The sequence below is a fragment of the Salinivibrio sp. SS2 genome (assembly GCF_001722075.1).
GTDB classification, from domain to species: domain Bacteria; phylum Pseudomonadota; class Gammaproteobacteria; order Enterobacterales; family Vibrionaceae; genus Salinivibrio; species Salinivibrio proteolyticus.
In genome coordinates this window covers 41,819-55,931 of record NZ_MEBP01000106.1, presented here as the reverse complement: position 1 = coordinate 55,931, position 14,113 = coordinate 41,819, and the positions used below count along the sequence as shown (strand labels likewise).

The following is a 14,113-nucleotide window of genomic DNA, read 5'->3' as shown; positions in this document are numbered from 1 at the left end:
ACTGCTCTTATTTGGTGTGTTCGTTCTAGTCGTTCTGCATGCGGAATATGTCACTGGGCTGGGCGCCCCCGTTGAGTCCAGTTGGGGGAGCCAATTTTATGTCCGATGACAGACTTAGTTATGCAAGCTAACCGTTCCGCTATGCGGAATATGTCACTGGGCTAGGCGCCACCAACTAGGCGTTCCCGATGACTTCAATCGGAGGAGCCAATTTCAAAAAATCTGTTCCCCCTTAGTTCAGTTGGTAGAACGGCGGACTGTTAATCCGTATGTCGCAGGTTCGAGTCCCGCAGGGGGAGCCACTTTGTGAGAAATTATACGTTTCGCATTGTCTGTATCATTTCTGCTACGCAGAATATGTCGCAGGACTAGGCGTCCCCGTTGACTCCCGCAGGGGGAGCCACTTTCCTTATCGCATCGATATTGTCTCTAAGTGTTTACCCTATCTGCTGCGCAGATTATGTCGCAGGACTAGGCGTCCCCGTTGACTCCCGCAGGGGGAGCCACCTTCCTTATCACATCGATATTGTCCATAAGTGTTTACCCTATCTGCGGCGCAGATTATGTCGCAGGTCTTTCTTAATCACTCTCCAAGCCGCTGCGCTTTTTTGCACCACCATAAAACTGATCGTCTTATTGTTCCATCCACTACCCTCAAGTAAGCGTTGTGGTGGTCCGTTACGTAGTCCTTACACGAGCCAACACAAAAACCCTGCTTTACAGCGGTTGTTATAGCCGCGCCAAAGGCCGATAATAGGCAGATCACAAAAACATTAAATGATTAAACAGCATGGCTGAGTATTTGTTGCTTTTAGTGGGCACGGTATTGGTCAACAACTTCGTACTGGTGGAGTTTTTGGGCCTGTGTCCATTTATGGGCGTTTCAAAAAAACTGGAAACTGCAATAGGTATGGGTCTGGCAACGACGTTTGTGCTGACCCTTGCCTCGGTGAGCTCATATTTGGTTGAAACCTATATACTGGTCCCACTTGAACTGGGTTATCTGCGAACACTGAGTTTTATCTTGGTCATCGCAGTCGTTGTGCAATTTACCGAAATGGTAGTGCACAAAACTAGTCCCACTCTGTACCGCTTGCTTGGCGTGTTCCTGCCTTTGATTACATCGAACTGCGCCGTTCTTGGGGTCGCGCTGCTTAATATCAAGCAACAACACAGTTTTATCGAATCCATCATCTATGGGTTCGGTGCAGCTTGTGGTTTCTCGTTGGTGCTGGTGCTTTTTGCCGCCATGCGTGAGCGTATTGCGGCCGCTGACGTACCCGCTCCGTTTCGCGGCGCCTCAGTGGCAATGATCACGGCCGGGTTAATGTCTCTCGCCTTTATGGGCTTTACAGGATTGGTGAAGTTGTCATGAGTGGAATTGTTATTGCCGTTGTGGTTATTGCGGCACTGGCAGCCATCTTTGGTGCCATCCTCGGTTTTGCGTCGATCCGCTTTAAAGTGGATGCGGACCCAATCGTGGATCAAATTGACGCGATTTTACCCCAAACCCAATGCGGCCAATGTGGCTATCCGGGCTGCCGTCCCTATGCCGAGGCCATTGCAAACGGCGATGATATCAATAAGTGCCCGCCCGGCGGCCAACAAACCATTGAGAACTTAGCCGACTTGATGGGTGTCGAAGCAACAGAACTTGCGCATGACGAAGAAAAAAGCGTCAAAAAAGTCGCCTTTATCCACGAAGAAGACTGTATTGGTTGTACCAAGTGTATCCAAGCCTGCCCAGTGGATGCCATCGTGGGTAGTACAAAAGCGATGCATACCGTTATCGAGCAAGACTGTACCGGATGTGACCTGTGTGTGGCCCCTTGCCCCACAGATTGTATTGAAATGATTCCGGTACAAGACACACCGGAAACTTGGAAGTGGAAACTGGAACAAATTCCTGTGGTTGACGTAACAAATAAACAGGGAGCACAAGCTTGATGTTAAGCCTTATTGAGCAAATCAAACACGGCCAAGTTTGGAACTTCCATGGCGGCATTCATCCTCCTGAAAACAAAAAACAGTCCAATCACAGCGCCATTTTACCGGTAGCCATGCCAGAAACCTTGGTACTACCGCTTAAACAACACATTGGCAGCAAGGGTAAACTGCTGGTCAAGGTTGGCGATCAGGTCTTAGCCGGCCAGCCACTGACCGAAACCGATATGCAGCAATGCGTTCCCATCCACGCCCCAACGTCAGGAAAAGTGATCGCGATTGAAGACAGAACCATCGCGCACCCATCGGGCTTATCGGATCAATGTGTGGTTATCGCACCGGATGGCAAAGATACTTGGGGATCAAAGCCACATTTACGGCAATATCGCGAACAAGCTCCAGAACAGCTGATCAACCATATTCGTGCCATGGGCATTGCCGGCATGGGAGGCGCAGGCTTCCCGACTGCACGCAAACTACAAAGTGGCGTCGCCCGCACCGAGATCCTGATTATCAACGCGGCAGAGTGCGAGCCTTACATCACGGCAGATGATCGTTTGATGCAAGATTGTGCCAACGAAATCATCACCGGCACCCAGATCCTCATGCATATTGTCAAACCCAAACTTGCCGTCATTGGCATTGAGGACAATAAACCCGAGGCCATCGCAGCATTAAAAGCAGCGGCAGCACAAGCTGAGCAAGAGATCTTAATTCAAGTAGTGCCCACCAAGTATCCATCAGGCGGTGAAAAGCAACTGATCAAACTGATCACGGGTAAGGAAGTACCCGCCAAAGCGTTTCCCGCCAGTATTGGTGTGCTAATGCAAAACATCGGAACGACCTACGCGATTAAGCGTGCGGTAATTGATGGCGAGCCCTTGATTCAACGTGTCGTCACCCTTACGGGGAAAACGTTACAAACACAGCAAAACCGCTGGGCATTATTAGGCACACCCATTGCGTTTTTGCTTGCCCAGCATGGCTACAAGCAAGATAAAAAATTACCCCGTGTGATTATCGGCGGCCCCATGATGGGCTTTACGGCGCCTCATGACGAGGTTCCCGTCACCAAAACCACTAACTGTATATTGGTCCCCACTCGCTGTGAAATCGCCCCTGCTCAGCAGGAAATGGCCTGTATTCGCTGTAGCGCTTGTGCTGACGCCTGCCCTGTCAATTTGCTTCCTCAGCAATTGCAGTGGTACGCCAAAGACCAAGACTACGACAAGTGCCAAGATTACGATTTATTCGATTGTATCGAGTGTGGAGCTTGTGCATACGTGTGCCCAAGCGAAATCCCCTTGGTGCAATACTATCGCCAAGCAAAAGCTGAAATACGTGAAATAGAAGCAGAGAAAGAGGCCGCCGAGCGCGCACGTCAACGCTTTGAGGCCAAAAAAGCACGTATGGAGCGCGAAAAGCAAGAGCGTGAAGAGCGACACCGCCAAGCAGCAGAACGGCGTAAGCAAGCCGCTCAGCAGAATGCAGGCAACAATGATGCACTCGCAGCCGCTGTTGAACGTGTTAAAGCGAAAAAAGACGCCCAGCAAAACAGTGACGTAAAACCCGCCGTTGCAGCAGCCATTGCTCGCGCTAAAGCAAAACAAGCAGAGGCCGCTAAAGCGGGACAAGAAACGCCCGACAACAGCGAAATGATAAAGCTGCGAGAGGCACGCAAGCAGCAAGCTCGTGAGCGAAAGGCAGCAAAAGCTGCTGCAACGCCTGTAGAGGCAGATCAAAACAGCGAAAAGAAAGATGCAGTCGCCGCTGCAATCGCCCGAGCTAAAGCGCGTAAAGCGGCTGAGCAATCTGATGCGCCTGCGAAACCAGCTTCTGCAACATCAGGCAGCACCGATGCAGATGATAAAAAAGCGGCGGTGGCCGCGGCCGTCGCCCGCGCTAAAGCCCGAAAAGCGGCACAGCAAGAATCAACGGACAGTGAGGTAAGCCATCAAGCGCCCACACCATCCGCTGAGCAACAAAACGATAAGAAAGCAGCTGTGGCAGCCGCCGTCGCGCGCGCTAAAGCGAGAAAAGCTGCCCAACAAACCAGTGAAGATAAGGAATAATTGCCGTGGCGTTTTTTATTGCTAGCTCTCCGCACGCCCACAACAAGCGTTCAACCAGTCAAATCATGCTTACAGTCCTTCTGTGTGCGCTACCTGGTTTGGCGGCCCAGTGGTACTTCTTTGGTTGGGGAGTCATCATTCAGTTGGCACTTGCCATCTCGACAGCATGGGCAGCTGAAGCGGTCGTTATGCGACTTCGTCAACGCTCCCCGCTTGCTTATTTGCGTGATAATAGTGCGCTACTCACCGCATTTCTGCTCGCTGTGGCCATTCCACCGCTCGCGCCTTGGTGGGTCATCGTGATTGGTACGCTGTTTTCAATTGTTGTAGCGAAGCATATTTATGGCGGCTTGGGGCAGAATCTATTCAACCCTGCCATGGTTGGCTATGTGGTGCTTTTGATCTCATTTCCTGTTCAAATGACCACTTGGCTTCCGCCAGAGAGTCTCGCCGCCAATCCACTCACCTTAGGCGATGCTTTATCTGCAATTTTCAGTGGTTTTACCTTAGACGGCTTTAGCGTTAACCAATTACGCATGACCGCTGATGGCATCACTATGGCCACGCCACTCGATACGATTAAAACAGCACTCGCTGGGGGTAAAACGGTCAGCGAAGCACTTCAACAGCCTATTTTCAGTGCCATTGCTGGCGAAGGTTGGGCATGGGTAAATGCCCTATATTTGGTGGGCGGATTGGTGCTAATTCAACGCGGCATCATCAACTGGCATATTCCAGTTGCCATGCTATCCACCTTGCTGGCCTGCGCGTTACTCGGCCATTTGATTGCGCCCGACCAGTTAGCCTCTCCGCTCGTTCACCTCTTATCGGGTGCAACCATGCTCGGGGCGTTTTTTATCGCCACGGATCCTGTTTCTGCCTCCACCACTGATAAAGGGCGTTTGTGGTTCGGCGGTATTATTGGGGTATTGGTTTTCTTAATTCGTACTTGGGGCGGTTACCCAGACGGTGTCGCTTTCGCCGTGATTATTGCCAATTTGTGCGTCCCTTTGATTGATTATTACACCAAGCCACGTACCTATGGCCACACCCATAAACGTGCAGAGAAGAAGTCACAATCATGATTGAAACCATTCGCAAACACGGTGGGATCCTTGCGATAGCGGCACTGCTCTCCACCGCGTTAGTTGCTATTACGCATACGCTCACCGAAGACACGATTCAAGAGCAACAACAAAGACAATTGGCGAAGGCTCTGAACCAAGTGATCCCTGAGTCAATGCACGACAACGCCTTACACAAGACCTGTCGTTTGATTCAAAATGCCGATGCACTAGGCACCGACGAAGCACAGCCTTTTTACGTTGCCACCCAAAATGACACAGTCACCGCAGTGGCCATCCAAGCCATTGCTCCCGATGGTTACAATGGCGCGATTAGCGTGCTCATTGGGATGGACGCCACCAGTCATAATGTACTGGGTGTGCGTGTTCTTGCCCACAACGAAACACCCGGGCTGGGTGATAAAGTCGATATTCGTGTTTCAGATTGGGTGCAAAGCTTTGCGGGTAAAAAAGTGACGGCAGAGAACGATAATCGTTGGGCTGTGCGCAAAGATGGCGGACAATTCGACCAATTTACCGGTGCGACAATCACGCCTCGAGCCGTGGTTAAAGCGGTGAAAAAGGCTGCTTGGTATGTCAGCCAAAATCAAGATGTACTGATCAATCAGCCGATTAATTGTGGAGGTCAATGATGAACGCCGCCCATAAAGAGTTGATGAAAAACGGCTTGTGGAGCAACAACCCGGCCTTCGTGCAACTGTTAGGTTTATGCCCGCTGTTGGCGGTATCAGCAACCGTCACTAACGCTCTCGGTTTGGGAGTGGCCACCCTCGCGGTCCTCGTCGGCTCAAACCTTATTGTGTCTGTCATTCGTGATTGGGTGCCCAAAGAAGTCCGCATCCCGATTTTCGTGATGGTTATTGCCTCTTTGGTAACCTGTGTGCAGTTGGTGATGAATGCCTATGCCTTCGGCCTTTATCAATCGCTAGGGATTTTTATCCCGTTAATCGTCACCAACTGCATCATTATTGGTCGTGCAGAGGCCTTCGCCTCTAAAAATCCTGTAGGACTATCAATCAGTGATGGCTTTTGGATGGGAACAGGAATGACCGCTGCTCTCGTGATTCTTGGCGCCATCCGCGAAATCTTGGGCAATGGCACTTTATTTGATGGTGCTGACCTATTGCTTGGGGACTGGGCAGCTGCGCTCAGGATTGAGATTTTTCAATTTGACACCAGCTTTTTGCTCGCCATTTTGCCCCCCGGCGCTTTCCTTGCGGTCGGGTTTCTCATTGCGCTGAAAAATATTATTGATAAGCACTTGGCCAGCAAAACAGAAAAAGACCAAAAGCCTGTTATCGAGCGCGCGCGGATCACAGGGAATCAGTAACTGAGTAGCACAATGAACAAACAAAAGCGTCAAGAGATACTAGAAAGACTGAGAGACAATAACCCTAATCCTCAAACGGAGTTGAACTGGTCAACCCCTTTTGAGTTGCTTATTGCAGTGTTACTCTCAGCACAAGCAACAGACGTGAGCGTGAATAAAGCCACGGCAAAGCTCTACCCGGTAGCCAATACACCACAGGGATTACTGGATTTAGGCGTTGAAGGCGTTAAACAGTACATCAAGACCATCGGGCTGTTTAACTCAAAAGCAGAAAACGTGATTAAAACCTGCCGCATCTTGGTCGAAAAGCACCAAGGCGAAGTGCCTGAAAACAGAGAAGCCTTGGAAGCCCTACCCGGTGTCGGTCGTAAAACGGCCAACGTGGTGCTCAATACGGCATTCGGTTGGCCCACTATTGCGGTCGATACGCATATTTTCCGCGTCTCCAATCGCACCAAGTTTGCTGTGGGCAAAAACGTGAACGACGTAGAAGAAAAGCTGCTCAAGGTGGTGCCAAAAGAATTCAAAGTTGATGTTCATCATTGGCTTATTCTGCATGGACGCTACACCTGCCTGGCGCGCAAGCCGCGCTGCGGGAGTTGCATCATTGAAGATCTGTGTGAATACAAAGAGAAAGTCTACCCCGAAAGCTAACCGCTACAGGTTAGTGACTGGTAAACGCAAAAAGGAGCAACGTCATGTCGAACGGCAGAATTTTACATACCATGATCCGTGTAGGAGACCTTGATCGTGCCATCAAGTTCTACACTGAGGTGATGGGAATGCGCCTACTGCGCACCAATGAAAACGAGCAATACAAATATAGCTTGGCTTTTGTCGGCTACAGTGATGAATCTGAAGGGGCGGTGATTGAGCTCACTTATAACTGGGGCGAGAGCGACTATGATCATGGCAACGCATTTGGTCATATCGCTATTGGTGTCGACGACATCTACGCGACCTGTGAGCAAATCCGTCAGGCTGGTGGAAACATTACCCGCGAGCCAGGCCCAGTAAAAGGTGGCAGTACTGAAATTGCCTTTGTGACTGACCCAGACGGTTACAAGCTCGAGCTGATCCAGAACAAAAGCGCGTCTGCCGGCCTAAACGGCTAACTCACGCGGTTAATTACCACGACTTAGACCGTGGTGAAAATCGAAAGCCCAGCAGTCATGCTGGGCTTTTTGACATTCAATCAGGGCTACAGCAAGGTCCGTCCCAAAGAAATCACCACGCGTCGGTTCTTACTTCGCCCAATCGGGTCTTCATTATCCGCAATTGGACGTCGCTCCCCATAGGCTTCCACCGTAATCCTATCTTCAGGAAGTCCAAGAGACGTAAAATAGTCGCGTAGCTTTTTGGCTCGCCGTTCAGACATTTGTTGGTTAGCGGCACGTGTCCCGCGAGAGTCCGAATACGTTGCCACAAGGATAAGATCGATATCGTCACTGTAACGAACAAACTCTGCGATCTGTGTCAGGCGCTGCATACTCGCTTTCGTCAGTTCATCACTGTTTTCCTGATACCGCAGCACCGTAAATGAAATATCTTCAAACGCATATGGCAGTAGGCTGTTTAAGCAACGGCTAAACTCATGATATGGCGCACCAAACGCCACTGCAGACAGCGCAATATCAACACGCTGCTGTTGTCGTTGCCAATCTTGAAAGCTAAAGGTAGGGAAGCGCCCATCTTCTAATTGACTGAGCATCGCCCACGCCGTTTGTCCGCCAACATAACCATCAAATTGCTTGAAGAACTTCAGTTGATCCATATATTTCGCCGGCTCACCAGGCATCCAGTCTGCGGGCATAGAGAGCAAAGAAACATCTGCGGTTTTTCCCATCGGACGTTGCATATCCAGCTCAAAGTCTAAATTCATCTCTTTACTGGCGCGAGAGGTAAATGATGCTTGCCCATAGCGAGGGATGGTGTGCTCCAAGCGACACTCAATCGGCGTATCTATCGTGACCGTCCAATTAGACGCCCCTAATGGCGCGACGTAAAGCTTGTTCGCCCACGCGGGCAACGCCAACCATAGGCCGCTGACTGCAAACACTATCCCGAGCACCGACGGGCGACTCATTGTCCTAAAAACCGATTTTCGCATCATACTCTCTTTACGCTTTAGCGCAGTGTGTAACTTAAGATATCGACGTGAGTCACGCCGACTTTAGCTTAACGCCGCGATTTGCGATAATCACGCTTTTATTCTTCCCAGTAAAGTGACGACTGCATGAGCCAAGATCTCGATCCAAATAGTCTTAAAGCCCGTTTCCGCGGCTATTTTCCTGTTGTTGTGGACGTAGAAACCGCAGGATTTAACGCAAAAACCGATGCTTTGTTAGAAATCTGCGCCGTCACCCTAAAAATGGATGAACAAGGCTGGCTGACCAAAGATAAAACTATTCACTTTCATGTCACGCCATTTGAAGGCGCAAACCTTGAGCCTGCGGCGCTCGAATTTACCGGTATTCGTGATCCATTTAGCCCACTGCGTGGCGCGGTTGATGAAGGAGAAGCTCTGCGCGAGATTTTTAAGCTGATCCGCAAAGAGCAAAAGGCGGCAGAGTGCCAGCGCGCGATCATGGTCGCCCACAATGCAAACTTTGATCACAGCTTCGTCATGGCCGCCGCTGAACGCGCGCAATTAAAGCGCAACCCTTTCCATCCTTTTGCGACATTTGATACGGCAGCTCTCAGTGGGCTTGCGCTCGGGCAAACCGTATTAGCAAAAGCCTGCCAAGCCGCTGAGATTGCATTCGACAATAAAGAAGCACATAGCGCCCTTTATGATACTGAACGCACCGCAGAGCTCTTCTGTGAGATAGTTAATCGCTGGAAACGCCTAGGCGGCTGGCCACTTGCCATCACGCCCGAGAACAGCGACGCATCGACCACATCGGAGACATAAGATTATTAATCCATGCATGACGCGACCCAATCGGGTCGCTTTTTTCACTCAGACACCTTCCCTCGACTCTGCGCTCTTAAGCCTTAAATACGCCCTACTCAGTTTGTTAACAATATGTTTGGCGTCACATTTTTGCGATCTAATTATCACCTTACCTAAACACTTCCACAGAGAGAACTTAAACAGGCACACAAAGCATGCGCAACAAAGCACAGCTAGAAAAAAGGCGTAAAATCAATAAAGATTTCACTAAATCACTGAGTAGAGTTTTTACTTAAAACGTCTAATACAAACACATGCTAACAATTCTCGCATATCACTTAGTTTTCCCTTTTGAAACCTCCCTTTAACAAATAGCAAATCGGTGCCACTATTAGTCGTGAATAACATCCGACCACTTTTGTAGCTCAGAGAACATGGGCGCGGAAGGGGGCGGCCCCAAAGGACAAGAAGCTAAATTAATCAAGGAGTGAGGCGCGCTATGTCATCACTATTTAAAAAATCGCTAGTGGCAACCAGTTTATCTTTGCTAGCCGTGCAAGCTCACAGTGCCGGCTTCCAAGTGTCAGAAACCTCGGTATCCGGTTTGGGGCGAGCCTTTGCCGGTGAAGCCGCGATTGCGGATAATGCGGCAGTCGGCGCACGAAATGCTGCCGCCCTAACCCGCTTCAATACCACCGCGTTTTCAGGTGGTCTAAGTATCATTGACCCAGATGTGCATGCGGATGTGCAAAGCGCTAATAATGGTGCAGTACCAAAAGCGACTCTAGAAGCTCTAGGAATGTCCACAGAAGCGAAAGATATTGCGCCGACGGAGTACGTGCCAAGCTTCCATTTAATCCATCCTATCGATGAAAAATTTGTCGTCGGCTTTTCCGCTTTTTCTAATTTTGGTCTATCTACTGAATATCCAAAAGATTTTGCAGCTGGCGTCGGTGCAGGGGATACAGCACTCGTCACGATGAACTTTAACCCTAACATCGCATATAAACTAAACGAACGATGGAGTATCGGTGCCGGTATCAGTGCAATTTATGCGGATGCAGAATTAAATCGATTTGCTGGTGCTGGGGCAGGAACCCCATCATTGCCTGGGACCTCGTCAGCAACAGATCGCATCGCGCATCTTAAAGGTGATGGCTGGGGGTTTGGCTGGAACCTCGGCGCTTTATGGGAAGTTAACGAAGATAATCGTTTCGGACTTTCTTATCGTTCACAGTCTGATATTACCCTTGAGGGGAACTATGAAGGGCTAGCTACCGCTTCTGTGGGCAAGCCTGGGCAATCAGTATCAGGGGAGCTTGAACTCAACCTTCCCGAGATCATTGAGTTTTCAGGCTTCCATCAGTTAAATCAACAGATTGCTCTTCATTATAGTGCCATGTATATCGGCTGGGATAGCTTCCAGGAACTAAAAGCAACCAGCTCCGCGTCCAACTGTAATGATGGTACCGCTGGGCAGTGCTTACAGAAAGATGAAAACTGGGATAATAGCTGGCGCTATGCGCTGGGTGCTACCTATACCATGGATAAACATTGGGCGTTCCGTGCGGGTTATGCTTATGATGAGAGCCCTGTCAGTGCAGAGGATCGCACGCTGAGTATCCCTGATTCTGATCGCCACTGGTGGAGTCTGGGCACGACGTACACCGCAAACGATAATCTCTCTATCGATGCAGGTTTTGCATACTTGGATGGTGACCAAGTAGACGGGAGCGAAGATGGCTTTGCTTTCTCAGCCGGTGGTGACGCGTATATCTACGGGTTACAGTTGAACTACTTGTTCTAACCTCAATCAGTAAATACTCGTATCAAACGGCCAGCTTTATGTTGGCCGTTTTTTTGTTCATGTCGAAGTAATAAAAACCTTTTCTGCTTCATCAATCAACCTGCCGCATAGGTAGACAATCAAGTAAACTGGCAAGCCAATTTTTTAGCGCTTTAGCGACCTTCACTTTTTTTGATGAAATAAAATAACAAAAAAAGTCGATTCCCCCTCGACACAGACAAATTTTTGCGCAAACTGGGTGGCTTAATTACAAAACCATAGATAGACCCCGCAGCATAGCTGCAGTCACAATGCCCATAACAGGAAAGTTTTCATGAACCCGGTAGTTATTTCGGTCTGTGTCATGCTGGCACTGGCGCTAATGCGCGTCAATGTCGTGGTTGCGTTGACATTTAGCGCCGTCTTAGGTGGATTGGTTGGCGGCTTGAGCTTGTCAGACACCATCAGCGCCTTTGAAGGTGGACTAGGTGGCGGCGCCACTATTGCTCTAAGTTATGCCATGCTTGGCACATTTGCCGTGGCGATTAGCCGCTCAGGGATAACAGATGTGCTCGCCCATGCGGTGATCCGTAAACTCAATGCACGCCCAACCGACGCTGCGACAACCACATTCAAGTATCTTGTCTTAATTTTACTCGGCTTACTCGCCATTTCGTCTCAGAACGCGATCCCCGTACACATTGCATTTATTCCTATTGTGATCCCACCGTTACTGCATGTGTTCCAACGCTTAAAGCTCGATCGCCGCTTGGTGGCTTGTGTGCTGACCTTCGGTTTAATTATGCCGTATATGGTATTACCCGTTGGCTTTGGTGGCATCTTTTTGAACAACATTTTGCTCAAAAACCTGAATGAAAATGGCCTCGATGTGGTTGCTGCTCAAGTACCAACTGCAATGTTGCTTCCCGCCGCTGGCATGGTCGTGGGCTTACTGATCGCCACTTTTATTAGCTATCGCAAGCCACGGCAGTATCAGGAAGGCGCAATTCTCGATGCCGAACCTGAAAACAATCAGGTTGAGTCACGAAATCTTTGGGTCGCTGGCGTCGCAATTGTCGCCGCTCTAAGCGTTCAGTTGATGGCGGGCTCAATGATTGTGGGCTCATTAGCCGGCTTTATGGTATTCACCTTTGGCGGCGTGATCCGCTGGAAAGACACCCAAGATGTGTTCACCAAAGGGGTCCATATGATGGCCATGATCGGCTTTATCATGATTACGGCAGCGGGATTTGCGGCAGTGATGAAGGCCACCGGCGGGGTTGAATCGCTCGTCAGCTCCTTATCTGGCTCAATTGGCGACAACAAGCCGCTAGCCGCGTTTCTGATGTTGGTCGTTGGCTTGTTGGTGACCATGGGCATTGGCTCATCGTTCTCGACCATTCCGATTATCGCGACCATCTATGTGCCATTGTCTTTGGCGTTTGGTTTCTCGCCAATGGCGACTATCGCATTGGTCGGCACGGCTGCCGCGCTTGGTGATGCGGGTTCCCCGGCATCCGACTCGACGTTAGGTCCAACATCAGGGCTCAATGCCGACGGACAGCACGAGCATATTTGGGATACAGTGGTTCCTACCTTTATCCACTATAACCTACCTCTGATTGCCTTTGGCTGGTTAGCGGCGATGGTGCTGTAATCGCAAAGGCCTCTGTCAGCGATAAAAAAGCCACGTTTCTCAACGTGGCTTTTTGCATGCTTCAGCGAATGAGTGTCTTCTCAATCACTCATTTTCGCTCGCGTCACGACGCTCTGCCGCTTCTTTGACGAGTGGCTGTAACTCACCCTTTTGGAACATTTCCAAAATAATGTCACAACCGCCGACTAATTCACCCTCAACCCACAGCTGTGGAAAGGTTGGCCACTGGGCATAAACGGGTAGTTCAGCGCGGATATCTGGGTTTTGGAGTACGTCTACATAAGCAAACTTTTCACCACATGCCATCAGCGCTTGTGATGCTTGTGATGAAAAACCACAACTTGGCAGCTTAGGAGAGCCTTTCATATACAGCAGAATCGCATTTTCTTCGATTTGCTGCTTAATCTTATCAATCGTTTCCATTGCTTCCTCGAACACTGTCTTTGAGTCTTACCCTTGATTCTACTTGCTAACCGATTGGAAAAAAATGCCTAAATCCATTGTGGGATTAGCAACAAAAATTTTGCCGCCATCCTTTTAATAAAGTAAAAACTTGCTAAACTAGGCGGAGCAAAACGAAAAAGAGTAGCCACACCGCCATGAGGTAATGTTTTACAGTGGTATCAGCTGAGAACATTCCCTCTTTAGATAATGTCGGTGTCGGACTACAGGAAGCACTCCCCATATAAAAACGGAGATATAAGCAATGTCATTCCAACTACCTGAACTGCCTTACGCGAAAGACGCGCTAGAGCCACACATTTCAAAAGAAACCCTCGAGTATCACTATGGCAAACACCACAACACGTACGTGGTTAAGCTGAATGGTCTGATCGAAGGGACTGAATTCGAAGGTAAATCACTTGAAGACATCATCAAAACCTCTTCAGGCGGTGTCTTCAACAACGCAGCTCAAGTGTGGAACCACACCTTCTATTGGCATTGCCTAAGCCCGAACGGCGGTGGCGAGCCAACTGGTGAGCTAGCAGACGCAATCAACAAAGCGTTTGGCTCTTTCGAAGAGTTCAAAACTCAGTTCACTACCTCAGCAGTGAACAACTTTGGCTCTGGCTGGACTTGGCTGGTCAAAAAAGCGGACGGTTCTGTGGCAATCGTGAACACCTCAAATGCTGAAACACCAGTGACTCACGACGGTGAAACGCCACTGATGACTGTTGATGTTTGGGAACACGCTTACTACATCGATTACCGTAACGTACGTCCAGACTACATGGCTGCGTTCTGGAAACTGATCAACTGGGAATTTGTCGCGAAAAACTTCGCCGCTTAATGACGTAACGTCACATACCCAGTCAAAAGGAGGCGATTATCGCCTCCTTTTT

14 protein-coding genes and 1 tRNA gene are annotated in these 14,113 nt (G+C 49.5%); 13 read left to right on the top strand and 2 right to left on the bottom strand.

Annotated elements, in window-relative coordinates; all coding sequences use genetic code 11:
* Window positions 1-226: 226 nt before the first annotated feature.
* The 9 genes from BGK46_RS13540 (at window position 227) to gloA (ending at window position 7,546) form a co-directional block, all read left to right on the top strand.
* A tRNA-Asn gene (locus BGK46_RS13540) sits at window positions 227-302 on the top strand.
* A 488-nt stretch (window positions 303-790) separates the two neighbouring features.
* Window positions 791-1,375, top strand: coding sequence for an electron transport complex subunit RsxA (gene rsxA / locus BGK46_RS13535; RefSeq protein ID WP_069590073.1), 585 nt, complete (start codon window positions 791-793; stop codon window positions 1,373-1,375).
* Window positions 1,372-1,947, top strand: a complete 576-nt coding sequence (gene rsxB, locus BGK46_RS13530) for an electron transport complex subunit RsxB (RefSeq protein ID WP_069590072.1) — start codon at window positions 1,372-1,374, stop codon at window positions 1,945-1,947. Before rsxA ends, rsxB begins: the two co-directional genes overlap by 4 nt.
* The gene (gene rsxC, locus BGK46_RS13525; protein WP_069590070.1) at window positions 1,947-4,016 is read left to right on the top strand and encodes an electron transport complex subunit RsxC; all 2,070 of its coding nucleotides are present in this window, start codon (window positions 1,947-1,949) and stop codon (window positions 4,014-4,016) included. Before rsxB ends, rsxC begins: the two co-directional genes overlap by 1 nt.
* A 5-nt stretch (window positions 4,017-4,021) precedes the next feature.
* Entirely contained in the window at window positions 4,022-5,101 is a 1,080-nt protein-coding gene (gene rsxD / locus BGK46_RS13520; protein ID WP_069590069.1) for an electron transport complex subunit RsxD, read from the top strand.
* Window positions 5,098-5,733 (top strand): electron transport complex subunit RsxG, encoded by a 636-nt coding sequence (gene rsxG / locus BGK46_RS13515; RefSeq protein ID WP_069590067.1) that lies wholly within the window; start codon window positions 5,098-5,100, stop codon window positions 5,731-5,733. The genes rsxD and rsxG overlap by 4 nt, the downstream gene beginning before the upstream one ends.
* The gene (locus tag BGK46_RS13510; protein ID WP_084781473.1) at window positions 5,730-6,431 is read left to right on the top strand and encodes an electron transport complex subunit E; all 702 of its coding nucleotides are present in this window, start codon (window positions 5,730-5,732) and stop codon (window positions 6,429-6,431) included. The genes rsxG and BGK46_RS13510 overlap by 4 nt, the downstream gene beginning before the upstream one ends.
* Before the next feature lie 12 nt (window positions 6,432-6,443).
* Complete coding sequence (nth, locus tag BGK46_RS13505) at window positions 6,444-7,085, top strand: endonuclease III (protein ID WP_069590063.1); 642 nt, start codon at window positions 6,444-6,446, stop codon at window positions 7,083-7,085.
* 44 nt (window positions 7,086-7,129) lie between these two features.
* Window positions 7,130-7,546 (top strand): lactoylglutathione lyase, encoded by a 417-nt coding sequence (gloA, locus tag BGK46_RS13500; RefSeq protein WP_069590061.1) that lies wholly within the window; start codon window positions 7,130-7,132, stop codon window positions 7,544-7,546.
* A gap of 86 nt (window positions 7,547-7,632) precedes the next feature.
* Here the strand turns inward: gloA and motY are convergent, their stop codons facing one another.
* Entirely contained in the window at window positions 7,633-8,517 is an 885-nt protein-coding gene (motY, locus tag BGK46_RS13495; protein WP_069590059.1) for a flagellar protein MotY, read from the bottom strand.
* A gap of 150 nt (window positions 8,518-8,667) precedes the next feature.
* On the opposite strand from motY, the gene rnt reads away from it, so the two are divergent.
* The 3 genes from rnt (at window position 8,668) to BGK46_RS13480 (ending at window position 12,770) form a co-directional block, all read left to right on the top strand.
* Window positions 8,668-9,345 carry a ribonuclease T gene (gene rnt / locus BGK46_RS13490; protein WP_069590057.1) on the top strand — a complete coding sequence of 226 codons (678 nt, stop codon included), beginning with the start codon at window positions 8,668-8,670 and terminating at the stop codon, window positions 9,343-9,345.
* A gap of 481 nt (window positions 9,346-9,826) precedes the next feature.
* A complete protein-coding gene (locus tag BGK46_RS13485; RefSeq protein ID WP_069590055.1) occupies window positions 9,827-11,134 on the top strand; it encodes a porin in 1,308 nt (435 codons plus the stop codon).
* Between the two features lie 313 nt (window positions 11,135-11,447).
* Complete coding sequence (locus BGK46_RS13480; RefSeq protein WP_069590053.1) at window positions 11,448-12,770, top strand: Na+/H+ antiporter family protein; 1,323 nt, start codon at window positions 11,448-11,450, stop codon at window positions 12,768-12,770.
* A gap of 84 nt (window positions 12,771-12,854) precedes the next feature.
* Here the strand turns inward: BGK46_RS13480 and BGK46_RS13475 are convergent, their stop codons facing one another.
* The gene (locus tag BGK46_RS13475) at window positions 12,855-13,193 is read right to left on the bottom strand and encodes a Grx4 family monothiol glutaredoxin (protein WP_069590051.1); all 339 of its coding nucleotides are present in this window, start codon (window positions 13,191-13,193) and stop codon (window positions 12,855-12,857) included.
* Between the two features lie 283 nt (window positions 13,194-13,476).
* On the opposite strand from BGK46_RS13475, the gene sodB reads away from it, so the two are divergent.
* Window positions 13,477-14,061: a superoxide dismutase [Fe] gene (gene sodB, locus BGK46_RS13470; protein WP_069590049.1), complete on the top strand. Its 585-nt coding sequence runs from the start codon at window positions 13,477-13,479 to the stop codon at window positions 14,059-14,061.
* The last annotated feature ends 52 nt before the right edge of the window (window positions 14,062-14,113 follow it).